The following is a 26,700-nucleotide window of genomic DNA, read 5'->3' as shown; positions in this document are numbered from 1 at the left end:
GCCTGCGCCGGTCGGCCCGCGCCGGTCGGCCCGCGCGGTCGGCCCGCGGCGTTGATCAAGAGCTTTGGGTCACCGTTCGCCGGTGAATCACCACCAAACCTCTTGATCAACCCCAGGGGGTACGGGTGGTGGGGGTGCTATTCGCCGAGGGGGCCGTTGGCTAGTTCGGAGACGATGTCCAGGTGGCCCAGGTGGCGGGCGTACTCCTGGACGAGGTGGAACAGCACCCGCTCCAGGGAGGCCGGGTCTGCGCCGTTCCAGCGGGGGCCGGGGGCGCCGACGGTGTCCAGGTCGGCGCTCTGCACCACGCTGCGGGTGTGTGTGCCCTGCGCGCGCAGCTCGTCTGCCAGCTCCGCCACACTCAGCTCCGGGGGTACGTGCCAGCGACCGTCGCGCCAGTCGCCCCACGGCTCGGCGACCGGCTGCCCCTGGAAGCCCCACTCGATCCAGCGCAGCTCGACGAAGCGCAGGTGCCGCAGCAACTCCACCGGAGTCCAGCCCGACGGCAACCGGCTCGCCCGCGCCTCCGCCTCGGGCAGCGCCGACACCTTGGCCAGCACGCTCTCCCGGAAATAGTCGAGATAGCGCAGGAACACCTCGGCCCGCCCCTCGGCCGGGACCGTAGGCTCGGGAAACGGCGGCAGCGTCGTCATCGGCCCATTATGCGTACCCCCGAAACGACCCGGCCTGCGGTCCTGCCGGCGCAATAGGCGGCGACCCGGTGTCGTTAGGATGAGCGTGCGACGGACGAGTCGACCGGGCGGTCGCGTCGGCGGGCTGCGGCCCGTCGCCGAGGAACGTCCGGACTCCACAGGGCAGGGTGGTTGTTAACGGCAACCCGGGGCGACCCGCGGGACAGTGCCACAGAAAACAGACCGCCGACCCCCAGCGGGGACGGTAAGGGTGAAACGGTGGGGTAAGAGCCCACCAGCACCCCGGGTGACCGGGGTGGCTCGGTAAACCCCACCCGGAGCAAGGCCAAGTAGGGCCGTCACCGCAAGATGACGACCTGCGCAGACGCTTGAGGGCTGCCCGCCCGATGTCTGCGGGTAGGCCGCACGAGCCTGTCGGCGACGGCAGGCCGAGATGGATGGCCGCCGCCGGTGCGAACCCCGCAAGGGGTACGCGCCGCGCACAGAATCCGGCGTACAGGTCGACTCGTCCGTCGCCCACCAGCTCAGAGCCGTGATCAAGGCTCTGAGCTGGTCCTATGTCCGGGTGTCGATGGTCGTCGTTGGTCAACTTTGGCCGGCGTTTGACGCCCTGACGGCGCCCTGACGCCCTGGAAACGCCCTGAGTGCGGGCTCAGTTGACCTCTTCTCGGGTCGGGCTGGCTGTGCCGCCGTGGGCCGTCTCCGGGCCTGTGTTCGATGGTTCCGCCGTGGGGCCGGCGGCTGTGGGGGAGGGTCGGGCACGTCCTGGCGGTGGAGCTGGTGCCGCGACCCGGTGACCCGGTGGCAAGCCAGTCCCGGGGTTGGACTGGCGCGGCAGACGGAAGCCCCGACCATCCGACCAGAGCAGCCCCGCCGGCTTCCGTCACGGCCTCGCTGAGGCTGGCTCCTCTTCGCGTGGGGGCGGTGTCCCGGCGGCTTTCGGTGGCTCACCGCCCCGGCGCCGTAGGCGGCCGGGGCGGCTTGCCGCCGGCCGGGCTTGCCGCCCCGCACCGCGCGGAGCGCGGTGCCTTGATCCAGAACAGAGAAATTCGGCAACAGCCCGGGATGCACTCGGGGATGCATCGTCACGGGCCTTGCCACGGCGGCACGAGAGTATGCCTCCTCCATCAGCCTCCTAGGAGCGTACGTGCGGCAGTGAGCAGACCGTCCCACCCGCCACGGGCGTTCTTGACGGCCGTTTCAGTGCAGAAAAGGTACTTCCAAACACCAAAGCGTCCATCGTCGTTGACGAACCTTGCCCATTCCTCAGCCGCGACCCTTTTCGTCTGGACGTCTGGACGTTGAGCGTTGTCATCCGCCTTGCCCTCGATTAGCCAGTGCGCGCCTTCGCCGTCGATGGCAATAAAGTCAGGGTAATACTTACCGCCGGAATCGAGTTCGATATACACCTCATCTTCACGGCGCAACCGCAGCCACCACTCGATCTTGTTACTGTTGTCCAAAATGTTCGCGATAGCATACTCCGTGGTTTTCGCATCGAACGACGCGATCGGCAGTATCGATGTCGTCCAGCCTGCGTACCAGCGGCCCCGTTCAAACTCGTCGTAGCGATCTAGGACGTCCGTCGGCATTGGCCGTGGTTCAATCGGAGCGGTTACCGGCCGGAATGTGTAACGAGGTTGTAGGCGTCGCGTGTTGTACTTCTGCCGAATCAGTGTGTCTATTCCCTGGAGTGCCTGATGGGCGCGCTCAGCACCCCAGTCCACCTCGTTGCCATGACTGACACCTGCGCCAGCGAGGAATGCGGCGACGATTCGTTTCGCCGCATTCCATTCTGGAATGGTTTCGGCGACGAGGCCAAGTCCGAGGATGCGCGATTCAAGATCGCTCTGGACTTGGTTTAGTGGTAGCCACTGCTGCGTCGCAGTCGCTGATTGCTGGGCTTCACGTCGAACACTAACAGAACCATCGATCGTTCGGTGTACATTCAGTGCCTCCCGTACGAGCGGAATATCAATTTCCGCAGCAAACCCTGCCCCCGCCGCGCGTGCATCGGAGTCAGAAATTAGGGACAGGGAAAACTGCACAGGAAGTACTTCCTGCTCGCGGCGGGGGAAAGTGATCTGGGGCGCTCCGGGCACCCGCTGAAGAATTCGGTATTGGGTATCGCGATCACCCTGTCTAGTGACAGCGCCGAACTCCTGAATAATGAGACTGGCGCTACCATCCACTACCTCCCCGTCCACCACCCGAGCGGGTGTCACGAGCCGAAGCGTTCCCTGGCTTCCATATTCGGTAACCTTTCCTGTTACTGCGACGGCAGCTTGCTGCCGGTCGTTCGAACTGATAGGGCTTCCCGTGGTAGCAGATTCTCCGGTCGGTACGATTCGTTGAATTAGAACGTCCTTCTGTTCCAGCAACTTCCTGTAAGAATCGTGAGCCACGAGATCAACTTGGTCGATCATTGGTACGCCAACACGTCGTCTGTACGGAAGACGGAGGCCGCGCCCAAGAATCTGCTCGGTGAGTGACTGCGAGGCCAGTTTTCGCAGGGCAACGATTACGCCAATATTCTTGACATCCCACCCTTCCTTAAGTTTATCAACGCTGACGACAGCTCGGATGGGTGAGTTAGGTTCCTCAACCTTGGCAAGGGCGGCAAGTGCATCATCGGATGACTGGGAGGTGATCTCCAAGACGGCGGAAGGATCTCCGATCATTCCGTCCCCTGACAGCCGATTCGCCACGTCCTTGGCATCCTCAACCGTCTGACAAACAACGAAAAGCACCGGGTTGACGGGTTGTTCGCCCTCACCAGTCGCCCACGCCTCGTACGCGGCGGCCTTGATGCGTAGGAGGAGGCATGCATCGGCGAGTTGTGTCTGGATGTCCTTGTGTCCGTCTTGGCGGTAAACGATAACGGGAATCTTCACCAACCCGTCGGCTATCGCCTCTGCCAAACTGTATCTATAGATGACCTTGCTTTCATCTGCCGGGTCTGGCGTAGCTGTTAGGCCAATCAATGCCCGAGGACGTAGATCACGCACGGCGGATGAAAACTTTTCCGCCTGCGAGCGGTAAACGTGATGCTCGTCCGCGATTACTACGAGATCATTGGCTCGCTGCAGGTGGTTGTATAGGTCTGTGCCAATGAACTCATCCAGCTTGCGAACCCTGCGGGACATGGTGGCTGACGGGCGGATCAGCTGCTGGACGTTGAACACGAACAACTTGAGGGTGTCGGGGTCATGCAGAGCGTCTCCGACTTGGCCGAGGGCAAAGTTCTCTACGGTGATCAACAGGGGCCTAGCTTCGCCGCCAGGAATGTACTTAGCATTTCCCGGAGTGAAGTTTGCGACCGTCTTATCTTGAATCGTCTTGCCCGGCGTGACCACTAGAATGTTGCGGACGCCTTGCGCGGCCAGGTATTCGATAAGCGCGACTGTTATGTAAGTCTTACCGACTCCGGTTGCGAGATCGCACACCACCTCTCGGTAGTCGTCAACCGAGATGCCTTCGATGATTTTGGCAACTGCAGCCTTATTGGGTGGGCGAAGATCCATCCGCGAAGCGATTTCGTCCACTAGCTCGCTTCGATAGCTCAGCCAGGTCATCTGACAATACTCCTCTCCAGCAGGTCGCGCGGTGCCTTACGTAGTCTCGACCCTGGGCTAAGCTTTTTTAGAAGTCTCTCGGCGTCCTGGGTGGATGCCTTCGCGACAATAACTACGCGCTCATTTGCATCTAGGCGAGAGGCAATTGCGCGAACCGTCTCGGAGTCGGCGACGCCATCGATGGTTGCTAGGCGGGTTCTTCCCTTGCGGCCGACGAAAGGCCATTCATCATCAACGGAAAATCCAAGTTGTGCACACACTGCCTTCGCGAATTCGCTGCTTCTCACCCATTCTGCCAGGAAAACGCGGCCGTCGAGCAACTCGTACATTGAATCCCTGACGCTAGCCGCTCGGAATCCGCCGCCCTTCTCCCATCCGACTGTATCGGTAATCCCGCCCGAGTCATCGCCGTTTATAATTCGCTCCAGTCGTGGTCGGATGATCGACTCAACTGTGGCGGACTCTCGTTCGACCGCAACCCATCGACGATGCATCTTGTGGGCTACTGCTGCGGTGGTGCCCGAGCCGGCGAAGTAGTCGAGGACGATATCACCAGGCTTTGAGCCCATTTCAAGGACGCGCTGAAGCAGGGCTTCTGGCTTCTGGGTCGAAAATCCCGTGCGTTCTATCGCCTGTGAGTTAATGACATTAATGTCAGTCCATAGGTCGCCTACAGCTCTTCCCTTCATTTTGTGCAGGTACTTTTTGTAACGGGGGAAGCCGCCTTTTTCGGGCCAGTAAATATAGCCCTTCTCGTCGAGGAGGTCGAGTTTTTCGCGCATCGTCAACTTGGCACTCTCGGCCTCGGTTAGGCCAATTTCGAGAAGTAATGAGGAGGGGACTGCCCAGCAGCGTCTACGTTCACTTGGGTCGAATCCACGCCAGGGCTTCCCGCTGTCCAAGTGTGGCCGATGGTATCCCGCAGTTAGGTTTTCGGGATTGTAGCGACCTCGCTCGTCCTGCAACGCAAACCTAGTCGAGACGTACCGATCCTCGTGGGGTAGGTAAACGGTCTTTAGCTCGCTCTTGTCGGATGCGCCGTACACGAGGATCGACTCGTGCATCGTCCCCATGGTCCTTCGGGCAAGGCTCTTGGTGCTTGTGCGCTGCCATACGACTGTAGCGAGATAGTTCTGAGGTCCGAAGATCTCGTCTAGGAGGCACCGAGCGCGATGAACCTCTGTTGAATCCAGGTGGACCCACAATGAACCATCCAGCGACAATAGTTCTTTGGCGAGCAGGAGTCGTTCCCGCATCATGCCAAGCCAAACCGAGTGCTCTAGCGCGTCGTCATAGTCAGCGAAGGCCTGTCCTGTATTGAATGGCGGGTCTATGTAGATTAGTTTGACCTTGCCGCGGTATTCGGACGCGTACTCTGGGATATTCGCTAGGGCGCGTAGCGCGTCATACGAGTCGCCCTTGATTAGCAGGTTGCCTTCAGCCAGGCTTTGGCTGACGCTTCCTACCTCTTCAATTGGCTCTATGAGGCGAACCTCCGCTACTCGCGGATCGGTCCGCTCCACCCACTTGTAACCACCGTCGGGTGTTCCTAATAGCGCCTTATCCTTACCGATCCACGACAACGTCAAACGGCCGGCCGGCAGCATGCGCAACTCCTCGTGCTACACGACGCCAACACAACCACCCTGGACCGGATGGAATTTGGCGCCAACGGGTGACCGCCTAACAGCGATGCGGGTGACATGCTATCCGGCACGGCTCTGGAGCCTCGCTGCCCACAGCACCCGACGTGCCTCAACACTGCTGCCTCCTTGCAGCCACTCACTAGGCATGGATGCCATCGCGGCACCGGTCCACCCTGGGGCCGGAGCGCCTTCACCAGAGGCGCGGGAGCCTCGCGGCGCGCCGGCAACCCTTGACTCCCCTAGCGCTCGGCTGGGTCTGGATCGGTGCGGCGTAGGTGGTAAGTCCTGATGACCCTGGCGACCTGCCTTCCCCGCCGTATGACTGCCTCCCGCTCGATCAGCGTTGTTCCGACCTCAACCTGGAACAAGGTTGCTAGGCGCGCATCGGCTTGCATCTCTCGCTGACTGGCCGCAGGTTCGTCCGCAGAGCTTTGCGTGAGGCGGGTCGCGTGTGTGCCCCTGCCGTGCTCAGTGACGGCATAGCCTTCCTCTCGCAGGGCAGCTATTGCCTTGCGGATAGTCCCGCGTGCTGCCCCGAACTCAGAGGTGAGGACGCTTTCGGCTGGCAGTAGTGCACCGGGAGGGATGGCGCCGCTTTCGATTCGCTTTCGCAGCTCGTCGGCGATGACCCGGTAGCGGGGCTGTCCGTAGTGCGGGGTGGGCACCTGGTCACCGTACCTGGCACTTGTCTTACCAAGTGTCAAGCGGAAGCCTCATTTTGATGTGTAGACAAGTCGTCCACTTGTAGGTACGTTTCCGAGTGTGCGGCTGGGTTGACGGTATGTGTCAGGGGTGGTGCTGCGTCGGCCTGGACGTGCGTGATGCGCGGCGTCCTCGTGGGCCGGTTGCGGTGGCCGCGCGTACAAGGTGGCTCGGCGATACCCGACCCGTCCGGTGTCGGACGGTGCGCCGTGCCCTCTGTCGGGCCGGCGGCCGATTGGTCCCCCTGGTCGGTCGCCGGCTCCCTACGTGTGGAGGTGCGATGCCTGGCTCTCATCGTCGGCGTCCCTGGTACTCGCTTTGGCGCTCACGTCGACGGGCAGACCGGATCATCCCTGCGGCAGGCAGCCGTCCTGGCGAGGTCAATCCCGCCGGCTATCGGACTTTGTCGCGCTGGTCGGCGGAATGGACCCGGGAGCTTCCGGCGCTGCGTCCGCCGCCCTTTATGACCCTCGGGCAGGCGTACCGGGGCAACGGTGGGAGGTGGCCGCAGTGAGTGCACCACGCCGGCCGGTTAGGCCGCCTGTGCATCCGGACTGGTGTGCGTCGGATCGGTGCGGTCATTTGGTCCCGCCGGTGTTGTCGCACATGCAGCGGCGCCACCGGGGCGCGTCGCTGAAGGTCGGTGACCCCTGGGCCTCCGGGTCGGTCGTGTCCTACCTGGTCGGGTCCGATGGCCAGGCTCCGCGGGTCATGGTGCATGTGTCCTGCCGGGTAGGCGCTCCCTGGGCGGAACTCCCTCTGTCTCAGGTCAGGCAGTTGGTGGAGCAATTGCGGTCGTTGCTGGCCCAGGCCGGGCAGCAAGGGGGCGAACATGGCGACGAGTGACGAGCCCACCGGCGCGCGGCCGGCTAGGACGGCGAAGGACGCCGAGTGTCCCGACTGGTGTCGGGGCTGTGGGCCGAACGACCCGATGCATCGGGGGCTGCTCGCCACGATCGGCAGCGAGCGTAGCGGCTGGGTCAGCGTGCAACTGCTCCTCGACCGCTTCCGACGCCGCGACCCGGTCGTCAAGGTCGATGCGACCCGCTCCGGCGGGACGGAATCCGTGCTGCTCTCGCGCGTGCAACTCGACCGGCTGATCTACGAACTGACCTACGTCCGGTGGCGAGTGATGACCAAGGGACGACCGTTGGAAGGCAACTATGACCGCGACTGATCGCCGCAGCACCCGCCGTGCTCCTGCCGCTGCGCATCATCCGCGTCGGCCGGCCGTGGCGGTAGATCCGGTGCCGGAGCGGCCGGCGGGTGGGACCACCTGGCAGTCGTTGGAACGTCTAGGGGGTACGGTGACCGGTGTGCATGGCCGGGACTGGCGCCCTCGTTACCTGCAACTCGCCGAAGAGTTGCGGGTCAAAATCACGAGCGGAGAACTCGCCCCCGGCACCCTGATGCCCAGCGAGACAGAGCTGGCCGACACGTCGGGCCTGTCGCGGACCAGCGTCCGCAACGCCATCCGCCAACTCCGCGAATGGGGCCTGGTCCGCGCGGAGCAGGGGCGCGGCACCTACGTACGGGCACCCCGCCAACGCGTACGGCGTCGCAACGCGGAGCGGTACCAGTGGGAGAAGGACCGGGTCCTGCTCGACGAGGAGGAGCGGCTCAAGACCGGCGCGACCGAGCATGACACCGGCCTGACCGTCGACGACTTGAAGTTCCACGCCGAGTACACCCGCGTGGAAGCCGACGCGGACATGGCGGCGGCTCTGCAAGTTGAGCCGGGCAGGCCGCTGCTGCGCCGGGTCTACTGGACCTCGTCCCGGCATGAGAACGCGCCGCTGACCATGTCCTACTCGTACCTGCCCTATGACCTGGTGGCTGCGAACCCGGACCTGCTCGACGCCAGCAAGGAGCCCTGGCCCGGCGGCTCGCAGCACCAGCTCTACACGGTCGGCGTCGAGCTGGACCGCATCGAGGACGAGGTTCGGGCGCGTCCGCCGTCGCCGGATGAGGCCGAACTTCTCGACATCGACCCCGGCGTCTCCGTTCTGACCGTGCGCAAGACCTCCTTCGACACCACCGGCCGGGTCGTCGAGGTGGCCGACGTGGTGATGCCGGGCGACCGGACGGAACTGGTCTACTCCCACAAACTGCAACGGTGGAAAACTTGACGCGAATCGTCTCGGTCATCACCCCGGTCCACGCGCCCAGCGTCGAGTACCTGGCCGGCGCGTACGACTCGTTGGTCAAGCAGGAACTGCCCGACGGGTGGGACTGGCAGTGGCTCGTCCAGGAGGACGGGCAGACCGGCGTACTGACCGGGGTGCTGCCGGACGACTCTCGCATCAGCATCGGCGGTGGTCGTCCCGGCGGGCCGGGTGTGGCTCGTACCCTCGCTCTGTCCCGCGTGACCGGCGACCTGGTCAAGGTGCTCGACGCGGACGACCAACTCACGGCCGGCGCGCTCGCCCGGGACATCGCCGCCTTCGATGCTCATCCGCACATCGGGTGGACGACTTCCCGCGTCCTGGACCTGATGCCCGACGGGTCCACCGTCGGATGGGACCAGGACCCGGCCGCCGGAACCATCGCCCGCGGTGCCGTCCTCGCCTTCTGGCAGGCCAATGGCTACCGCGCCCAGGTCCACCCCGCCACCCTCTGCATCCGCCGGGATCTGCTCTTGGCGCTCGGTGGCTGGATGGCGCTTCCGGCCTCTGAGGACACCGGCCTACTTCTGGCCGCGAGCGCGGTCAGCGAGGGTTACTTCACCCGTGAGCACGGCTTGCTCTACCGCAAATGGCCCGGCCAGGTCACCAGCCAGGCCGCCCATCGCGAACCCATCGAGTACGAAGGCCGCATGAGAATCATCGAGGCCAGAGCTCGATTCCTCGCCTCGCTGCTTCCGCATGGTCTGCTGATCTTGACCAGGTAGAGGCGGGTAGCTCCTCGGCACGGCGCGCAAGACGCAAAGGATTCGGATATTGCCGGCCCTGGTGTCGGCCCGTAGTCTTTTGGCCATGCCCCCTAGGCGCTGTGTGTTCTGCGGTGAAGGTGCGCTAACAAAAGAGCATGTTCTGCCGAACTGGCTCAAACGTGAGCTCGGGCCTTATGACTGGCGGCGGTCATTCGCCCATTTTGTCGGCGGTTACGGTGCCCCGGATGGCCGGAAGGTCGAGGTGATAGATCATCCGGAGCAGATGCTTCAGTCAAGAGTGAGGCGGGTCTGTGCTGGGTGCAATAATGGTTGGATGAGTCGGCTTGAGTCGAGTGTCTCGCCGATTCTGGTGCCAATGATGCGTGCGCATCAGGTCGAGTTGTCCAGGCCTGAGTTGGCTCTCTTGGCTACCTGGGCCGCCAAGACCGCCATCATGTTAGAGTTTATGAACATTCGATTCCAGTCGACAAGCGTCGCCCAGTGTGCCCAATTGCGTGAAACCCTATCTCCGCCCCCTAGGACAGTTGTATGGGTTGGTCATCATTCTGCATTGCTGTGGGCACTGGGAACGCGGAGTATTGGGGTTGCGGCCCATAATCCGCGCAAGTCGCTTCCTGCTAACCCGCACACCTGTAATACTCACTGGACCGTCCTTGGTCTAGGGCATGTGGCCTTCGTGGTTTTTTCAAGCTGGCAAGATGAGCTCCCGACCCCGAAGTTGACTCTTCGCCACCGGCGTCGCCTTAAAAGGCTCTGGCCCGACCCTCCGAGGGATTTAAAATGGCCCCATGGTCCGATGCTGTCCGATCTGGACTTGCTTACCATTACGGATGTGTTCTATAGAGCTCTTCGGGAGCCTGGGCCATTAGATCGGTCAGGATATAAGGAGTATCTGAAGATCTGGCAGGCCTCGGAAATCTATTCCGAGCGTCGCCGAATAAGCGAAGCCTACCGTGGCGACTCGTTTGACGGAAACAGTTTCTAGCCAATTCTGGCGATAACTTCGCTTCGAGGGGCCGGCGTCTTACGGCCTCGGTGGCGTGCTGGCTTGTGCGCAAGATCGCGTCGGTTGATCGTCGCGCTGTAGCTGCTTGCCCGGAACCGGCTTGTTGACTTGTCTGCCAAGTGCCGTCTACCTTGGACCACAACTTGGCAGACAAGTTAACAACCTGGAGGTTGAGCGATGGCTCTGCGTGGCGGTACGAGGTTCGCCGTGCGGTTCGAGGACGTGTTCCCGGCGGGGTGCGCGTTGGTGCCCGAGTCGCTGGGTGAGGTCGAGGACTACGACGAGAAGACCGGCCGGCGGTCCCCGGCCAAGGACAAGGTGACCGGCCAGCGGGTGTGGCAGGTCCGGGTGATGGACCTTGACCCTGAGCTGGGCAAGCGGTCGCGGGAGACGACGGTGAAGATCTCGGCTGACTATCAGCCGGTGCCGCCGACGGGTGCGCCGTTCGAGGCGGTGGAGTTCGACGGCATGACGGTCACGCCGTACGTGGCGAACAACGGTCGGATGGCGTACTCGCTGCGGGCGACCGGGTTGCGGGCTCCGGTGGTCGGCGGCAAGAAGGCGGCGGCGTAGCCGTATCAGGTGGGGGCGGGGCTGTCTGGTCTTGGCGGACGGCAGCCCCGCCCCCTGGTGTCTCTTCCCCTGCTCTGTCGAGAGAGGTCGTGACGTGTCCAAGGGTAGGCGTCGGGCTGGCCGTGGCTGGCCCAGGTGTGCTGCGTGTCAGGTCCGGTTCGATCCGGCCACCGGTGCTGACGGTTGCTGTGGTTGCTGCGCCGGGCAGCTTGTTCTTCCGTTCCCTCCAGTCCGTGACGCTGCGGGCCGGTTCGTGTCGCTGCGGGGTGCCCAGTGATCGGGCGGCCTCGCGGTGAAGTGGTGATGTCCTCGGCCGGGGATCTGATGGTGATCCGGCCGAAGCGCTTTGAGTTGCCGCTCTGTGCGGTGCTGCTCGGGCTGGTGTTGCGCTGGTCGGGGCGGGCGGTGTGGTGGTGCCTGCGGCATCCGGTGGCCACCGGCTCGGCGCTGCTGGCGCTGTGGCTGTATGTCGAGTTCGGCTGGTCCGGCCTGGTGGTGCCGCTGGTGCTCGGATCGGCGGCCTCGGCGGTGTGGCGGTGGCGGGATGAGTCGTCCTGGTGGACCTGGTTAGCCGGTCCGCTGCTCGGCTCGTTCCGGCGGGTGTTCGTCTACCGGCGGGTGTGGCGTGAGGCCATGACGCTGTGCCGGCTCGCCGACACGTACGACCATCGGCCTGTCCTGCCGCAACTGCTGCGGGTGCGCTCGGATCAGGCGCTCGACGTGTTGACCGTCCGCATGGTCCGGGGCCAGACACCGGAACAGTTCCAGGCGGTCAGCGCCAACCTTGCATACGCCTTCGGCCGGCGACACGTCCGGGTCTACTCGGAACGCCCCGGCGACCCGCCGACCCGCACCGGTCGGGCTGCATGGCTGCTGCGGCTGGTCGACCGGGTGCGATACCGGGATCGGCCGACGCTGGTCTACCTGGCGGTGGTGCGTACCGACGCGCTGCGCACGGTGGTCCCGCCGTTCGACGTGCCGGCGGTGCCGGACTTCACCGCGCTGCCCCTGGCCCGGCGGGAAGACCTGCGTACCTGGTCGCTGCACCTCCTTGCGACGCATGTCCTCGTTGGTGGGGCGACCCGCTCCGGCAAGGGGTCGGTGTTGTGGTCGCTGGTGCGGGTGCTCGGCGGAGGGATTGTCTCCGGCCTCGTCCGGCTCTGGGTGATCGACCCCAAGGGCGGGATGGAGTTCGCGCTCGGCCGTCCGATGTTCGCCCGGTTCGCCTGCAAGTCGTTCGAGGCCATGGCCGATCTCCTCGACGAGGCCGTCACGGTGCTGCGGGAGCGGCAGACCCGGCTTGCCGGCACGGTGCGGGTGCACACGCCGACGGAGGCTGACCCCCTGGTCGTGGTCGTCGTCGACGAGATGGCCGCCCTGACCGCTTACCTGCAAGATGTCGAGCTGCGTAAGCGCATCGCGTCGTCGCTGGGGCTGCTGCTGTCTCAAGGGGCCGGCGTCGGCGTCCTCGTGGTGGCCGCATTGCAGGACCCGCGCAAGGACGTGCTGCCGTTTCGGGACCTGTTCCCGACCCGCATCGCGCTCGGCCTCACCGAGGCGTCACAGGTCGACATGGTCCTTGGCGACGGTGCCCGCAACCGGGGCGCGCTGGCTGACCATATGCCCCGATGGGCCAAGGGCGTCGGGTACGTGATCCTCGACGGCACGCCCGACCCGATGCGGGTCCGCTTCTCGTACGTCTCCGACGACGACATCCGCGCCATGGCCCGGCAGTACCCGGCCCCGGTCGACGCGGCGGACATCCTCGCCCAAGTCGGCCGGGAAACCGCCACCGAACCGGCCCGGCCTCCGCTGCCGCGCAAACCGTCCGGCCCGCTGCTGCCCGAATCGCTGCGTAACCTCCTCGACCGCGATACCGGCGGTGACGGCCGATGACCGCCACCGCGACCGGCCGGCGCTTCTACCGGCTGCGTACCCCCGAACCGGTCACCGCCGTCTCCGTCCGCGTCGACCCGGACCGGCCCGACCCGTACCCGGTCTATCTCGCCGTCGGCGCGGGCCGGCGCCGCATGTCCCTGACCCCGAACGAGGCGTGGGCGCTGTGGCGCTGCCTCTCCGAAGCGGTCGCCTCCCTCGGCACCCCTCCCGACTACATCCGCACCGACATCCGACCGGCCCGGAGGTAACCGCCGTGAACACCCTTACCCGCATCGTCAACCGGCTCCGGCGTCCGCTGCGCATCCGGCTCGTCGGCCCCTCCCACCAGACCGCCGCCGCACTGCACGGCCCGGCGCACATGGTCAACCGCCGCCATGACATGAACGGCCGGCGCATCCGCATCGACCTGACCATCCGCGAGAAGCCGTTGGAGGAGTGGCGATGAGCGCGCGCACTGAATCCGCGGTACGCCTGGTGATCCTGCTCGCCATCGGCACGATGGCCGGCGCTGCCGCCTTCACCCACGTGCATGACCTGTCCGTTGCCCACGGTCAACCGCACTGGATCGGCTGGGCCAACGCCGTAGCCGTCGAGCTGATGGCGATCTACCTCGGCCTGGAACTACGCGCCCGCCGTCGCGCCGGTCGCCCCGTGGGCCTGGTCGGCTCGCTCCTGGTGGCGTTCGCGCTGCTGTCCCTCGCCGCCCAGGTCGCGGAAGCCGAACCATCGGTCTGGGGCTGGATCGTGGCGGCGGTGCCGTCGCTGGCCTTCCTCGCCCTGGTCAAGGTCGTCCTCTCCAACGCTCCGATCACCCCGACCGCCGTCGAGCCGGACCAGCCGACTGCGCACCGGAGCGAGGAACCCAAGCCAGCCACCGAGGTCGAACCGGTCCGCCCGGCCGAACTTGCTCCGCCGGCTGTCCCGGCTCCGCAGGCCGTGATGCCTCCGCGCGTCGTCCAGCCCAACCGGCCGCACGTCGTCGGGATCATCCGATGACCGCTGCCACCCTGCCCGGCCTCGAACCCGCCCCGACCCCGGCTGCACCACCTCGGCCGGGGTCGCGGGCGGCCCGCATGGCGCTGCCTCGCTCGGTCGACGTGCTCAAGGAGATTGCGGCGGAATACGGCGTCTGCGTCCGCCCCCTCGCGATGCGCCGCACCGACCTGAACACCGGGCTGACCGAGGTCATCGATCTGCCCTGCGGCGCGACCCGGGAAGACAAGTGCGCGCCGTGTGCGAAGAAAAACCGCCGGCTACGGCAAGCCCAGATCCGGGAAGGCTGGCACCGCGACGACGAGCCGCTACCGCCACCCGAGCCGGCGACCGAGGAACAGAAGGCGCTGATCCTGCTGCGCGGTCACCTGGAGTTCTCCCGCGACGAGGCATCCCGGGCCAGCCAGTGGGACCAGGTCGCCGACCTCGACGAGGCGATCCGGGAAGTGGAAGAGGCCATCGCGGCCGAAGGACTCCGGGGCCGGGTCGCTCCGCCGCACTCGACCGGCGACGAGGACCAGGCCGACGACGACACCGGCCGGCGCCGCAAGCGCTCCACCCGCCGTCGCCAAGATGCCCCCGACCTACCTCGGCGCAAAGTGGAGCGCCGCACCGTCGGCAAGACCTACACCGCCCCGGACGGCACCACCTACCGGCCGTCGATGTGGCTCACGCTCACCCTCGACTCCTACGGCCCGGTCCGGCCCGACGGCACTCCTCTCAACCCCGACCGGTACGACTACCGCCGGGCGGCCTGGGACGCGGTGCACTTTCCTCGGTTGCTCGATCGGTTCTGGCAGAACCTGCGGCGCTGCGAGGGTTGGAACGTCCAGTACGCCGGCTGCGTCGAGCCCCAACGCCGTCTCGCCCCACACGCACACTTCGCCATCCGGGGGACGATCCCGCGTGACGTGTTGCGCACCGTGGCGGCGGCCACCTATCACCAGGTGTGGTGGCCGGCAGTGGATGTCCAGCGGTACACCCTCGACCGGCTTCCCGTCTGGGATGAGCAGGCTGCGGCGTGGGTCGACCCGGACAGCCGCGCGCCGCTGACCACCTGGTCGGAAGCCCTCGACGCCATCGACGACGACCCGGACGCCGAACCAGTGCATGTCGTGCGCTTCGGCTCCCAGGTCGACGCACGCGGCGTCATGCCCGGCACCGAGGACGCCGAACGGACCATCCGTTACGTCACGAAATACATCACCAAGCACACCGGCGACGTCCACAAGATCGCCACCGACCGGCAACGCAAACACCTCGACCGGCTCTGGCAGGAACTCCAGCTCACCCCCTGCACCGACCGCTGCGCGAACTGGCTGCTCTACGGCATCCAACCCAAGCGGGCACACGCCAAGCTCAAGCCGGGCCGCTGCAAGGGCAAGGTTCACCAACGGGACACCCTCGGCATCGGCGGCCGGCGCATCCTCATCTCCCGCGACTGGTCTGGCAAGACGCTCTCCGACCACAAGCACGATGTCCGGGCCTGGGTGCGCGCGCTGCTCGGCGTGAGCGTCGGCCTGGATGGCGTCGACGACCAAGGCGCCACCGTCGAACCCGTCCGCCACGCCTGGGAGCTCGCCCGACCCGACGATCCCGACGTGGGGCCGCTGACCCATCGGCTGCTGCGGGCGATCGGTGAACGTGCCCGCTGGCGCTCCGAACTCCTCGCCGCCAAGGCCCGCGCCGCCCAGCTCCCCGACACCACACCAACGAAGACGGACGGCACGACGGGGGAGGGGCTGTGACGGTGGCGAACGATGGGCTCTGGACGATTCGGGACGTGGCGGCGTACCTGCGGGTACCAACCGAAACGCTGTACCGCTGGCGCAAGGTCAAGTACGGTCCGCCTGCGGCTCGGGTCGGCCGTCACCTGCGGTACGAGCCGGAAGCGGTCCGGTCCTGGGTACGTGAGCAGGCGGCGGCCTGATGGGACACGTAGAGGATCGCTGGTACAAGACGCTGCGCCATCCGGGCGGGCAACGGGAACGGGTCAAGACGGAACTGTTCGGCAAGGGCCTGCGCTACCGGGTGCGCTACATCGGCCCGGACGGCAAGGAACGCAAGAAGTCGTTCCCGGACCGGGCCAAGCGGGACGCTGAGGCGTTCCTCGTCTCCACCGAGTCGGACAAGCTCCGGGGCTCCTACGTCGATCCGAAGGCCGGCCGGATCACCTTCGCGGAGTACGCCGAGAACTGGCTACGGACACGCTCGTTCGACGAGTCGACCAGGGAGAGCACCGAGTTCCGGGTACGCAAGCATCTGCTGCCGTTCTTCGGCTCTGAGCACCTGGCCTCGATCAAGCCGGGCCACATCCGGGAGTGGGACGCGAGCATGGTCGGCAAGTTGGCCCCGGCGACCCGGGCCGTGGTCTTCGCTCACCTGCGGACCATCCTCGGCGCGGCCGTCGATGACGAACGGATCGCCAAGAATCCGTGTTCGGCAAAGTCGGTCAAGCCTCCGCGACCGGTGCAGCGTCGGGCGGTGCCGTGGCGGTACGAACAGGTTTCGGCAATCCGCGGTGGCCTCGCCCAGCGGTACCGTCCGATGGTCGACCTGGGCGCCGGCTGCGGTCTGCGGCAGGGGGAGATCCTCGGCCTTGGGGTCGATGACATTGACTTCGACGCGGGCTGGGTGCACGTCTGCCGTCAGGTCAAGCTCGTCCGCTCCCGGCTCGTCTTCGGCCTGCCCAAGAACGACCGGGACCGCCGGATACCGTTGCCCGACTCCGTCGCCCAGGTGCTGAAGCAGCACGTCGACGACTTCGCCCCGGTGTCGCTCACCTTGCCGTGGGAGGACCCGGCCAGCGACGAGCGGGTCACGGTGCCGCTGCTGTTCACCACTACCCGGCGGGGTGCGATCAACCGGCGCACCTTCGACAACAAGAGCTGGCGACCGGCTGTCGTGGCGGCCGGCATCACGCCGACCCGCGCCACCGGGATGCACGCGCTACGGCACTTCTACGCCTCGTCGCTGCTCGACGCGGGAGAGAGCATTAAGGCCCTCGCCTCGTACCTCGGCCACGCCGACCCCGGTTTCACCCTCCGCGTCTACACGCACCTGATGCCGGCCAGCGAGGAACGCACCCGCAACGCGATCGACAACCTGTTCAGCCCCGACGAAAAGCCCTGACGCCCTGGCGACGCCCTGAGCGGGTGCATGACGAACAGAACGCCTGCTCAGGGCGCGTCTCGCCTTCATAATCCGGCGTACAGGTCGACTCGTCCGTCGCCCACCAGCTCAGAGCCCCGATCAAGGCTCTGAACTGGTCCTATGTTCGGGCGTCGGTGGTCTGTCGCGATGGCACCGACGGATGACGCCCTGATGTCCCGGAGGGGCCCTGAGCGTGGTCTCAGTCGACCTTGCTTCGGACCGGGTCGTCTGCGCCGCTGAGGGGAGGGCTTGGCCACCTAACCCCTCCCTGGGCTTACCCATTAGACAGGAATAATCGGGCAATGCGTTCATTCAATACATTCTGGCAAAACGAACCAAAATTCCCAAATTTATCGCGTCCTGCAAGGTGGACTCAGTGTGTCCTTGATCCGACAGTGCAATTCTTGGGCGCTGTGGCTTAGCTCTCAGAGGCCGCTTGATCAGCACTTTTCCTCCACGCGGCTTTCCGCAAAGCGCTTAGATGTGTCTTTCGGGCACGCGGTCCATTACCGAAGTCGGCACTCTATCTGCCACTCTAGGCTCCGTGACGGCATGGGGCGTGCAGCAGAAGGGGCGAGCGCGCTCAGGATTCGCAGAGCTCAAGAAATTAGCTGAAAGGCTGCATCGTTGGCTGATCGAGTGGCAATTTGCGTCGGCGTTAATGAGTACGAAAGCTATCCTGATGACGCCTTAAGCTATTGCGTTGCAGATGCTGATATAGTGGCTGACTACCTAGAACTTCCCGAGTATTCTTTTATTGCCTCTAGGTTGATGAATCAGGAGGCGACTCGGTATAACATTCTCGGCCTGCTGCAATCAATCCTGCGCGACCCACCTAAGTTCTTTGTGTTTTACTTTGCAGGCCACGGGGTGGCGACAGAGCTAGGGTCCTTTTTGATGACCCACGACGGAAAAGAATTTGAGCCAGGTATTGCAGTAGAACTGCTCAGCGTGTACATAGAGCGCATCTCTCAGCTGGTGCCTCATTGTCTCGTTATTTTAGATTGCTGTCACTCTGGAACAACGCCCCTGACCTTCGACGCGAGGTCCATATCTGCGGAAGATATCGAGCGCGGAATTGCTAGCCGTGCGGAATCGAAAACCCTCCTTGCCGCTTGCAGGCCAGAGCAAACGGCTGCCGAAGTGGTCGAACTAGGGCATGGAGTCTTCACTTTTGCGCTAGTCGAAGGACTGGATGGTCAAGCAGCAGATATTACAGGGTCAGTGACCGTGGGAGGCCTCTCCGAATTTATCAGTCGAAAGCTTGAAGAGTTCGACTGTGAACAAATAATGGTTAGCAAGGGCGATCACGCGGGCAGGGTGGTCCTAGCAAGCGGTTTCTCCCCGATCTCCCGAACGAAACTTCCGGCTGAGGAGAGAAGGGCGATACTCGGCGAGGGGCGTCAGTTTATCGATGACTATACTTCGCAACTGAACTTAAATTTGGACGACTGGAAAGCGAAGGGCTATCGGGCTGCATCCCAAGCGCTTTCGCCAACCGCAGAATGGTTCGCAAGAAAGAGGGTCTCTCATCGAGAACTCGCCTCCGATCCGGAGTTCAAACTCCTTCATGAAGCAGTCATGAACAGAGTAAAACAGCTCGCAGAAGTGGATCATGGTACGACTATCACTGAGGGCGTCATCACTGAACGTCTCGGTGGAGGCGGTTTCGGTACTGTATGGAAGGTATCCCGAGAGGCGCAAGGATTGCCGCCGCTCGCCTACAAGATCTACCATCCCGCCGACTATGGAGTATTGGAAAAGAAGGGGCTATTTCAGCGAGGGTATAGAGCTATGCAGCAGCTCGATCATCCGCGAGTCGTCAAAGTTCATGGGTATTCAGAATGTCCTGTAGGCTTCTTTATGGATTACATTGAAGGCCCCAGCCTCAGAGACCTCCCGGCGGCGATCGATGACCCGGCAGAGCTGTTGAGGTTTCTAATTCTGATTGGTGAGACGGTCTCTCATGCCCATAGCAGGGGAGTCATACATAGAGATATCAAACCCGAGAATATCTTGGCAATCTATAATCAGGACGAATCGACCTGGCTTCCGTTTTTGACAGACTTCGATCTGGCCTGGTTTAGTCAAGCGACTCAGGTAACTAAGCAAGCTTGGGGGAACCTCTCCTATGCCGCACCAGAGCAGTTGGGCAACCCAAGATCATCCGTTGCTCGCAAAAAGGCTGTCGACATTTACGCATTCGGCCAAGTAGCGTTTTTTGCCGTTACGGGATCAGATCCGACTCCAGTCGGGCGTGCCGACAACGCGAGAGCGTTGCGAGAGAGGCTAGAAAAGTGGCCCACCGCCGAGGCCGCAGAGAGGTTCTTGGCGTGGTACGAAAAGTGCACGGCGGACATTCGCCAGAGGTATCCAGAATTCTTGGACGTCATGGACGAGCTGTTTGTGGTCGAGTCAATTCTGCGTAATGAGGATCGACAGCAGCTGGATCTCACGCAGTTTACGAGAGAAATCGCATTCTCTCTATCTGGATTCGCTTCGATCGCCCTCGAGTCAGCTGGGGCTTTTTCCAGCACCTCTGGTCGAACGAGCATAGTTATCAAAGGTGAAGAAATTCCTGGGACGGAGCGCGCGCCTAAGGCAAATATCGAAGTGGAACTTCGACTACACCAGATTCCGATCGAAGCTGGCTCCAACGAGCGTGGACGCAGTATTCTGAACAATAGAATTATGGAGGTTCTGAACAACTTCCCCAATACGAAGCGCACTCCAGGTACACATGGTACGTTCGCCACGCATATTCATATCCTGAACTCCCAGATGGATCGATCGGGGGTCAAGTATGCCCAGAAGATCCTGCGACGGGTACTGGATTCCATCGAGCGTTAACTATTCTGCACTCGCAAGTGCCAGAACGTTTCTCAGGCCGTCAGTGGCCATAAATTACCGAGTTGAACGGACCGGACCTGCGTCGAATAGGCTCAGATTGCTCCGATCGTCAGAGCGAGTTGGCTGATCGAGGCTGTGGTGTCTGCGGTCCGCGCGACCTCGGCGACAAGGGTGCGCGGCATAGGCCGATGGCGGATCTCGGCGGGCGCGATCGTGTCCGCCTGCACGAGCAGCCGAGCAGCGTTCGCGGGGTCATCGGCGTGGAGGTACGCACGGGCGGCGTCGATGAGATGCGCGGCGCGGTGTTCGACGGGCAGCCACCGCCAACCGTCCATCCCGATGGCCTTCCGGTGCCGGGAGATGGCCTCCGCCGCATCGCCCAGTTCGACGGCGGCGGCAACGCGGGCCAGCTCGACGGTCGTCGGTCCGAACGAGGTTCGGTGATGGTCCTGCCGATCGCCGATCCGGGCGGCCATCTCGGCGGCTTCCTCCAGCAGGTCTGCGGTGGCGCGTTCGTTGCCGGCGGTCGCCGCGATCAGGGCGGCCTGCACCAGCAGTGCCCCGCACAGCGACAACTCCTGTGGTGATCCGGCGTCGAGGTCGGGCGGAGCCACCTGGTAGGCGGCAGCCAGCATCACGGACTTCGCCCGTGCGGACCCGCGCAGGACCTGGCCGAGCTGCACGGCAGCACAGGCCAGCAGGACCGGGTCATCGGTCGCGGCGGCTACGGCCCGGTCGGCGGCCAACCAGGCGAGGCTTGCCTCGTCCAGCTTGACCAGCAGCGCCGCCGTGAGTCGGTACGCCTCGACCATCGCGATCCGGCACGCGTCCGAATCCTGCATCTGAGCACGGTGGACCTCACTCAACAGTGCGGGTAGCAGCTCAGTGAGCTGTGGGTACCGGGCGTGCTGGTAGGTCGTCCACGCGTGCTCGATCTCGTAGCCCAACCGGGCTGGTGGCATCGTCTCGCGCGTGCCGGAGTGGCGTAGGACCATGTCGTAGGTCGACAGCGCGGCCCGGATCCGGGCGACACCTCCGCTGCGTTCGGCGGCTTCGGTGCTCCGGCTGTCGCTTCCGAGCAGGGTTGCGGCGTCGACCCGCAGCACGGTGGCGATGTCACGGATCACCGACACACGCTCCAATGACCGTACGCCGCGTTCGACCTTGTCCACCCAGCTCTTCGACTTGCCCAGGCGGTCGGCGAACGTCTGCTGTGACAGCTTGCGTTGCACGCGCAGGTACGCGACCCGTCGACCGATCGGCACCGCGTCACGACCCACGGGACCACGACCGGTCAGACGGAAGCCAGTGGCCTCGGTTGATCGGGACTCGGTGGCGGTTGCGGCAGGGGAGGTCGTTGCCGCACCGGCAGACGCGTCGCCATCGCTGCCAGGACCACACCGGCCGATGTCGGCTTGCGATGGTGAGTGCCGCCGCCAAGAGGTATTCGTCGTAGGAGACCCGTTGGCGACTGGCCCCGGACCGGTGTCTCCTGCTCGCCGGCCGGTCCGCACCGCCCGTCCGGTGAACGGAGCCCGAAGGATTTCGGGCAGTCTCCTCGTCCTGTGTCATCACCACGCCTCCTGCCAGCGCTTCGAGGGTCGTGGGCACCCCGCCAGCACATTCCGGAGACGGAGTGCCCACGGTGGGGAGACCCGGCCGCCAAGCTGAGTAGCCCCACGAGCAACTTAAGACGCAATGTGCGCAGGGTCAACAGCTGGCGCACATAGCGTTGCAAGTCGAGGCTTCGGCGTGATCTCCTTGGACCAGCCGCCAAGCTGGGAGCACCACCGATGTCTGAAGCCGCATATCTGCAAGTCGCCCGGGACATCCGCGAGCAGGTCAGCTCCGGCGAACTGAAGCCGGGCGACAAGCTGCCGTCCTTCGCCGCACTCTGCGAGCACTATCAGGTCAGCAACACGGTCGTCCGTGCCGCCATGCTCATCCTCAAGGCCGAAGGGCTCATCGACGGTCGCCAGGGCAAGGGCGTGTACATCGCCAGCCCGCTTCCGAAGTAGGAGTCCGCCGGCTCCTGGTGCGGCCACCCGGGGCCCCGCCGATCGTCGTCGGGCGATGAACGTCGCGCGCGACGGGTGACTAGGGTGGTGGGCTCACCGCCATCGTGTGGCGAGGAATCACGCGCGGCGCGTGGCGCACACGATGGCGGTGAGCCCGGCTCGTGGCAGAGCGGTCATCCCTGCGAGCAACAGAGTGATCAAACCTGCGCGAGCAGCAGCGGTCAGACCTGCGTGAGCAGCGCGGCGAGGCGTTCCGCGACGGGTGGGGCGTGCAGGTGGAGGCGGGCAACGTTGATCGCGTCGGCGCCGACCACGGAGAGCAGGGCCTGCGGGCCGACGGCGTACACGGAGAAGTAGCCGGCCTGGTTGCGGACGGTGGACTGCCGGAACTCGCCCTGGCCGAGTCGGAGGCTGACCTGCCGGCCGAGGCCGAAGGTCGCCGCCGCCATCGCGGCCAGGTCGTCGGGGTCCAGCGGTGGTGGTACGTCGTGGGTGATGCGCAGTCCGTCCACGCCGCCGAGGACGCTTCCCTGCACGCCGGGGATCTGTAGGCGCAGCTCGGCGAGTTCGGTGCCGATGGCCGGGTACGGCAGACGCGGGTTGCCGGCCAGGGACGGCGGGAAGGCAGGCGGCGGTGGGGCGGCCGGGCGTTGCGCGGTGCGGCGGGGTAGGAAGGTTTCGCTCACAGTTCGAGGCGCTCCTCGATGCTGCGCAGCTGGTGGCGGGCGAGAGCCAGGTTGGAGCGGGTCTTGCTGAGCATCAGGTAGAGGAACAGGCCCTTGCCGTTGGCGCCGGCCAGCGGCCGGATGATGTGGTACTGACCGCCGAGGGTGATCAGCATGTCCTCGATCTCGTCGTTGAGCTTGAGCATCTCGATGGTCCGCATCTTGGCGCGTACCACGTCGGTGTTGCCGGCGGCGGCGACCGTCAGGTCGATCTCCGGTGTGCCGCCCGCGACGCCGAGTGTCATCCCGCTGGTGTAGTCGACGAGCGCGACGCCGATCGCGCCGTCGATCGTCATGGCGTCCTTGAGGGCGGTGTCGAGGTTGGCCACGGTGCCTCCAGGTTCGACTGGCGTCCGGGTTCGCGCCAGCTCGTGGTCTTCCCGGGGGCCGGGCCCCGGGTGAGCAAATCTCGGACGAGGGTGGCACACGTGACCTGCGGTGTGCACCCGGGGGCAGCGCGATCGAACTGAGTGGGCCACGCTCGGTGACCGGCGGGCCGGTCGAGTTCGTCGCTGCGGCTGATGTCTCGGTGCCGATGTCGTCTGCTACTCAGTCCGCAACCTGGGCATCGTCGGTCGGTCGACGTCGTTTCGGAGCGGCGTCGGGTACCCGGGGACGCGCATGGAGTACCACCGACGGCACCGGGCACAGCCTGTCGGGTGCCCGGTGCCGCCGCGTCCATAGTGTGGGTGGCGCAAGGATGGGAGGTACCGGGTGCTGGAGCGACTCAACCAGGCCATGGAGCACATCGAGCGGCACCTGGACCGGCCGGTCGACGCCGGTGAGCTGGCGCGGATCGCGGTCACGTCGGAGCACCACTTCCGGCGGCTGTTCTCCGCGCTGGCCGGCGTTCCGCTCTCCGAGTACGTGCGGCGTCGCCGGCTCACGGTGGCCGGCGCGGAGGTGGTCGCGGGGGAGCGCACGCTGCTCGACATCGCGGTCCGCTGGGGGTACGGCTCGGCCGAGGCGTTCGCCCGCGCGTTCAAGGCGGTGCACGGGGTCGGACCCGGTGAGGCCCGGCGTACCGGCGCGGTGTTGCGGGCCCAGCCCCGGATGTCCTTCCGGCTGACCGTCGAGGGAAGCAGCAGCATGCGGTACCGCGTCGTGCAGAAGGAGTCCTTCCGGCTGGTCGGCCGCAAGGCCCGGGTGCCGCTGGTGCACGGGGGCATGAACCCGGCCATCGTGGCGTTCGTCAGGAGCATCGAAGCGGCGACCCGGGACCGGATCGAGGCGCTGTCCGACCAGGAGCCGGCGGGCGTCGTCAACGTCGGTGCCGGCCTCGCCGACAGTCGCGCCGAGGGCACCGAACTCGACTACTGGTTCTGCGTGGCCACCGGCGCCGACGTGCCCGAGGACCTGGACGCCATGCCGGTGTCGGCGGGGACGTGGGCGGTCTTCGAGATCTCCGGGGCCTTTCCGGAGGCGGTGCAGCACCTGTGGCGGGACGTGTTCACGCAGTGGTTCCCGTCCAACCCGTACCGGTCCCGGCCCGGTCCGGAGATCTCCCGTACCCGGATCTCGGCCGACGGCGGTCACGCCGACGCGGAGCTGTGGATCCCGGTGGAGCCGGTTGCGGCCTGAGCGCTCAGGCCGGCGTACCGGTGAGGTCGGCCAACACCCGGCGCTGGAAGGCGCGGGCCTGCGGGCCGGACGGGGGTGGGCCGCCGTCGCGGGCGGCGACCGACCGGACCACCAGGTCGGTGGTCGCGGCGTCGACGAGCGGTCCGGCCTCGTCCAGCAGCCGCCGGCCGGCGGCCACCTTGGGCAGCCACACCCCGTGGTGCAGGCGTACCCAGGACCGGCACGCGCCGAGCACGGCGTCCTCCGCTCCGGGTGCGGGCACGTCGCCAGCGGGCAGCGGCAGCGCCAGCCACCACCGCAGCGCCTCCACCACGAGCCGCCGCAGGTCGTCGGGGGAGAGGTCGGCGACGACGTCGGCGGCGGGCGGGCCGAGGAGGGCCCGCCCGCTCTGGTGCAGGATGCTGCGGTCCAGGCCGTACCAGAACAGGCCGTCGGCGGGCGGCCGGTCCGCCGGGCCGTACGACACCCGGAAGTCCATCCCCGCGCCGGTGTTCAGCTCCACCTCGAACCCCGGCTCGGGCGTGCCCGACCGGGCCACCTCCCACCGGTACACCACCAGTTCCAGCCCGCGCGCCGGGCAGGGCAGCGTCTCGTGCCGCAGCCGCGCCACCAGCTCACCGGCCGTCGTGCGGTCCAGCGGGCCGCCGCAGACCAGCGCCACGTCCACGTCACTGCGCCCCGGCTGGTACGCGTCCAACCCCACCGAGCCCGCCGCGTACGCCCCGCGCAGGTCGTCGCCGAGCACCTCGCGCGCGGCGGCGACCAGCTCGGTCAGGTAGCGCAGCAGCGCGTCAGGCATGCTCGAGTTCGCCCGGCGCGCCCCAGCGCATCCCGGCGGGCAGGAAGTACGCCGACACCTCGGTGCCCAGCGCGTGCCGGATCACCATCCGGGCGTGCTCGTCGAGGTCGGGCAGCCGCCCCGGGGCGAACCACCGCACGTCCGGCGACTCCTCGTTGTCGACCCGCAGGTCGCCGCCGAGCAGACGGCAGCGGAAGCCGAGGTTGAGGTACTCGCAGCGGTCCCCGTTCGGGTACGTGCGCGGATGCGTCACCGCGCTGCTCAGCCGCAGCGGCTCGACCTCCAGACCGGTCTCCTCCAGCACCGCGCGGACCACCGCGCTGGCCGGCTGCTCCTCCGGCTCGACGAAGCCACTCACCACCGACCATCGCCCGTCGTAGGCGAGTCGGGAGAGCAACAGTTCGCCCGCGTCGTTCCGGACCACCGCGCTGACGCTGGGTAGCCAAATCAGCTCGTGTCCGACGTGTTCACGCATCCTCAGGATGTATTCCGGTACGCCCATCCGGCGACCTTAGCCGGGTGCCGATCGGCGCTCGCATCCGGTCAGGACGATCCGGCCGGTGGCCTGATTTCCCTGGCAGGCTTGGATTTAGCGAGCCCCGGACGCGCTCGGTGCGCGCGCCGTCGCGGCGTGCCGACATTGTGCCGTCGGCGTCGACATCCGCCGTCGCAGCGACACCCTGTCGTGTACGGAGAGTGTTCGCACTACCTCGACATTTTGTGTTTTTCGCCGTTTTCGCATGTAAAGCCACAAGCAGGTCTACTGTGGAAAAGCCTGGTGACTTGCAGTGTTCCGGTGGCGGGCCGTCGTGTCCCGATGCACAGTGATCCCATGAACGACAGCGGACATGGGCGCTACTACTGGTGTACGCGACACCACCGGGTCGAGCACGAAGCCGACGTGTGCCCTGCCCGGCACGTCCTCGGCCCGTACGCCTCGGCCACCGACGCGGAGAACGCCCTGCAGAAGGTGCGGGAGCGCAACGAAGCGTGGGAAGCCGAGGACGCCCGTAGGGCCGAGGAGGACGGGGAGGAGAAGTAGCCGACGCGGGACGACCTCGCGTCGCGACACCACGTGCGCCGCGAGGGCGGCGGCACGTCCCCAAGGAGGAACCGAGATGGCCGAAGCACAACAGGCCACCCGACCGGCCGCGACGCGAACACCCGCCCGGCAGACTGCCGCCACGGACCGCACCGCCGGCCTCACCCGTACGCCGACCACGCGTCGCGCGAACGGCACCGCCCCGGCCACCCGTACCGCGTCCGGTGCTGCCGGCCGGGCCCCGGCCTCCCAGCGCACCACCGCCACGCCCCCGGCCGCCCGGCGCACCGCCACGGCGACCCCGGCCGCGAACGCGACCGCGTCAGCGGGCACCACGACGGCCCCCGCCCGCAAGCGCGCCGCCGTGAAGTCCCCCGCCAGTCAGATCACCGCGGCGACCCCTGCGGCTGCCGGTCGGAAGACCGCGCCCGGGTCCGCTACGGCTGCCACCGGCGTGAAGCCCACGCCTGCCGCTGCGGCGAAGAAGACGGCCGCTGCCGGCGCGGGGAAGAAGACCACCTCGGCGCGGGCTGCGGCGAGCGAGGGGCGCCCGGCTCCGGCGCGCACCACGACCTGTCTCTTATCCACCTCT

General features: G+C 65.8%; 25 protein-coding genes and 1 other RNA gene. 16 read left to right on the top strand and 10 right to left on the bottom strand.

Translation table 11 applies throughout. The features are described 5' to 3' along the window. Window positions 1–137 precede the first annotated feature (137 nt). Entirely contained in the window at window positions 138–653 is a 516-nt protein-coding gene (locus EYA84_RS06285; protein WP_131052062.1) for a DUF664 domain-containing protein, read from the bottom strand. 95 nt (window positions 654–748) lie between these two features. Here EYA84_RS06285 and rnpB point away from each other — a divergent pair. Continuing rightward, window positions 749–1,165, top strand: an RNA gene (gene rnpB / locus EYA84_RS06280) — RNase P RNA component class A. Window positions 1,166–1,780: 615 nt separating this feature from the next. Here the strand turns inward: rnpB and EYA84_RS06270 are convergent. The 3 genes from EYA84_RS06270 to EYA84_RS06260 form a co-directional block, all read right to left on the bottom strand. Then, window positions 1,781–4,228: a DEAD/DEAH box helicase family protein gene (locus EYA84_RS06270; protein ID WP_131052061.1), complete on the bottom strand. Its 2,448-nt coding sequence runs from the start codon at window positions 4,226–4,228 to the stop codon at window positions 1,781–1,783. Next, window positions 4,225–5,835, bottom strand: coding sequence for a site-specific DNA-methyltransferase (locus EYA84_RS06265; RefSeq protein WP_131052060.1), 1,611 nt, complete (start codon window positions 5,833–5,835; stop codon window positions 4,225–4,227). Before EYA84_RS06265 ends, EYA84_RS06270 begins: the two co-directional genes overlap by 4 nt. A 278-nt stretch (window positions 5,836–6,113) precedes the next feature. Further along, window positions 6,114–6,539: a GntR family transcriptional regulator gene (locus EYA84_RS06260; protein ID WP_131052059.1), complete on the bottom strand. Its 426-nt coding sequence runs from the start codon at window positions 6,537–6,539 to the stop codon at window positions 6,114–6,116. Window positions 6,540–7,507: 968 nt separating this feature from the next. Between EYA84_RS06260 and EYA84_RS06250 the strand changes: the two genes are divergently transcribed. The 12 genes from EYA84_RS06250 (at window position 7,508) to EYA84_RS06195 (ending at window position 19,943) form a co-directional block, all read left to right on the top strand. Beyond that, complete coding sequence (locus EYA84_RS06250; RefSeq protein WP_236145621.1) at window positions 7,508–7,753, top strand: precorrin-4 C11-methyltransferase; 246 nt, start codon at window positions 7,508–7,510, stop codon at window positions 7,751–7,753. A gap of 130 nt (window positions 7,754–7,883) precedes the next feature. Then, complete coding sequence (locus tag EYA84_RS06245) at window positions 7,884–8,705, top strand: GntR family transcriptional regulator (RefSeq protein ID WP_131052058.1); 822 nt, start codon at window positions 7,884–7,886, stop codon at window positions 8,703–8,705. Then, window positions 8,693–9,466, top strand: coding sequence for a glycosyltransferase (locus tag EYA84_RS06240; protein ID WP_236145620.1), 774 nt, complete (start codon window positions 8,693–8,695; stop codon window positions 9,464–9,466). Before EYA84_RS06245 ends, EYA84_RS06240 begins: the two co-directional genes overlap by 13 nt. Window positions 9,467–10,652: 1,186 nt before the next feature. Then, complete coding sequence (locus EYA84_RS06235; RefSeq protein ID WP_131052056.1) at window positions 10,653–11,048, top strand: transcriptional regulator; 396 nt, start codon at window positions 10,653–10,655, stop codon at window positions 11,046–11,048. Between the two features lie 303 nt (window positions 11,049–11,351). After that, window positions 11,352–12,944 (top strand): FtsK/SpoIIIE domain-containing protein, encoded by a 1,593-nt coding sequence (locus EYA84_RS06230; RefSeq protein ID WP_131052055.1) that lies wholly within the window; start codon window positions 11,352–11,354, stop codon window positions 12,942–12,944. Continuing rightward, window positions 12,941–13,195: a hypothetical protein gene (locus EYA84_RS06225; RefSeq protein ID WP_131052054.1), complete on the top strand. Its 255-nt coding sequence runs from the start codon at window positions 12,941–12,943 to the stop codon at window positions 13,193–13,195. The genes EYA84_RS06230 and EYA84_RS06225 overlap by 4 nt, the downstream gene beginning before the upstream one ends. A 5-nt stretch (window positions 13,196–13,200) precedes the next feature. Continuing rightward, a complete protein-coding gene (locus EYA84_RS06220) occupies window positions 13,201–13,392 on the top strand; it encodes a hypothetical protein (RefSeq protein WP_131052053.1) in 192 nt (63 codons plus the stop codon). Beyond that, window positions 13,389–13,943 (top strand): DUF2637 domain-containing protein, encoded by a 555-nt coding sequence (locus EYA84_RS06215; RefSeq protein ID WP_131052052.1) that lies wholly within the window; start codon window positions 13,389–13,391, stop codon window positions 13,941–13,943. The genes EYA84_RS06220 and EYA84_RS06215 overlap by 4 nt, the downstream gene beginning before the upstream one ends. Continuing rightward, the gene (locus EYA84_RS06210) at window positions 13,940–15,688 is read left to right on the top strand and encodes a replication initiator (RefSeq protein WP_131052051.1); all 1,749 of its coding nucleotides are present in this window, start codon (window positions 13,940–13,942) and stop codon (window positions 15,686–15,688) included. The genes EYA84_RS06215 and EYA84_RS06210 overlap by 4 nt, the downstream gene beginning before the upstream one ends. 2 nt (window positions 15,689–15,690) lie before the next feature. After that, window positions 15,691–15,870, top strand: coding sequence for an AlpA family transcriptional regulator (locus EYA84_RS06205; RefSeq protein WP_131052065.1), 180 nt, complete (start codon window positions 15,691–15,693; stop codon window positions 15,868–15,870). Next, entirely contained in the window at window positions 15,870–17,072 is a 1,203-nt protein-coding gene (locus EYA84_RS06200; protein ID WP_131052050.1) for a tyrosine-type recombinase/integrase, read from the top strand. Before EYA84_RS06205 ends, EYA84_RS06200 begins: the two co-directional genes overlap by 1 nt. 648 nt (window positions 17,073–17,720) lie before the next feature. Continuing rightward, the gene (locus EYA84_RS06195) at window positions 17,721–19,943 is read left to right on the top strand and encodes a protein kinase (RefSeq protein WP_131052049.1); all 2,223 of its coding nucleotides are present in this window, start codon (window positions 17,721–17,723) and stop codon (window positions 19,941–19,943) included. A 92-nt stretch (window positions 19,944–20,035) separates the two neighbouring features. Here EYA84_RS06195 and EYA84_RS06190 read toward each other — a convergent pair whose 3' ends face one another. Beyond that, entirely contained in the window at window positions 20,036–21,223 is a 1,188-nt protein-coding gene (locus EYA84_RS06190) for a helix-turn-helix domain-containing protein (RefSeq protein ID WP_236145619.1), read from the bottom strand. A 513-nt stretch (window positions 21,224–21,736) separates the two neighbouring features. Between EYA84_RS06190 and EYA84_RS06180 the strand changes: the two genes are divergently transcribed. Further along, window positions 21,737–21,961, top strand: coding sequence for a winged helix-turn-helix domain-containing protein (locus EYA84_RS06180; protein ID WP_131052047.1), 225 nt, complete (start codon window positions 21,737–21,739; stop codon window positions 21,959–21,961). A 221-nt stretch (window positions 21,962–22,182) separates the two neighbouring features. Here EYA84_RS06180 and EYA84_RS06175 read toward each other — a convergent pair whose 3' ends face one another. Together EYA84_RS06175 and EYA84_RS06170 are read right to left on the bottom strand one after the other, a co-directional pair. Beyond that, a complete protein-coding gene (locus EYA84_RS06175) occupies window positions 22,183–22,647 on the bottom strand; it encodes a roadblock/LC7 domain-containing protein (RefSeq protein ID WP_131052046.1) in 465 nt (154 codons plus the stop codon). Beyond that, window positions 22,644–23,015: a hypothetical protein gene (locus EYA84_RS06170; RefSeq protein WP_131052045.1), complete on the bottom strand. Its 372-nt coding sequence runs from the start codon at window positions 23,013–23,015 to the stop codon at window positions 22,644–22,646. The genes EYA84_RS06175 and EYA84_RS06170 overlap by 4 nt, the downstream gene beginning before the upstream one ends. Before the next feature lie 385 nt (window positions 23,016–23,400). Here EYA84_RS06170 and EYA84_RS06165 point away from each other — a divergent pair, with 385 nt between their 5' ends. Next, entirely contained in the window at window positions 23,401–24,267 is an 867-nt protein-coding gene (locus EYA84_RS06165; protein ID WP_131052044.1) for an AraC family transcriptional regulator, read from the top strand. 4 nt (window positions 24,268–24,271) lie between these two features. Here the strand turns inward: EYA84_RS06165 and EYA84_RS06160 are convergent, their stop codons facing one another. Together EYA84_RS06160 and EYA84_RS06155 are read right to left on the bottom strand one after the other, a co-directional pair. Then, window positions 24,272–25,066 (bottom strand): nucleotidyltransferase domain-containing protein, encoded by a 795-nt coding sequence (locus EYA84_RS06160; RefSeq protein WP_131052043.1) that lies wholly within the window; start codon window positions 25,064–25,066, stop codon window positions 24,272–24,274. Then, window positions 25,059–25,568, bottom strand: a complete 510-nt coding sequence (locus tag EYA84_RS06155; protein ID WP_131052042.1) for an NUDIX domain-containing protein — start codon at window positions 25,566–25,568, stop codon at window positions 25,059–25,061. The genes EYA84_RS06160 and EYA84_RS06155 overlap by 8 nt, the downstream gene beginning before the upstream one ends. 330 nt (window positions 25,569–25,898) lie before the next feature. On the opposite strand from EYA84_RS06155, the gene EYA84_RS06150 reads away from it, so the two are divergent. Further along, the gene (locus EYA84_RS06150; protein WP_176094958.1) at window positions 25,899–26,108 is read left to right on the top strand and encodes a hypothetical protein; all 210 of its coding nucleotides are present in this window, start codon (window positions 25,899–25,901) and stop codon (window positions 26,106–26,108) included. Window positions 26,109–26,489: 381 nt separating this feature from the next. On the opposite strand, the gene EYA84_RS06145 is transcribed toward EYA84_RS06150, so the two are convergent. Next, window positions 26,490–26,700, bottom strand: a 211-nt coding sequence (locus tag EYA84_RS06145; RefSeq protein WP_236145618.1) for a hypothetical protein, incomplete at its 5' end; no start/stop codon positions are given.

The sequence above is a fragment of the Verrucosispora sp. SN26_14.1 genome (assembly GCF_004307965.1).
Taxonomy (GTDB): Bacteria; Actinomycetota; Actinomycetes; order Mycobacteriales; family Micromonosporaceae; genus Micromonospora.
Note: the sequence above shows the minus strand (reverse complement) of the source record. Positions and strands in the feature narration are given on the sequence as shown.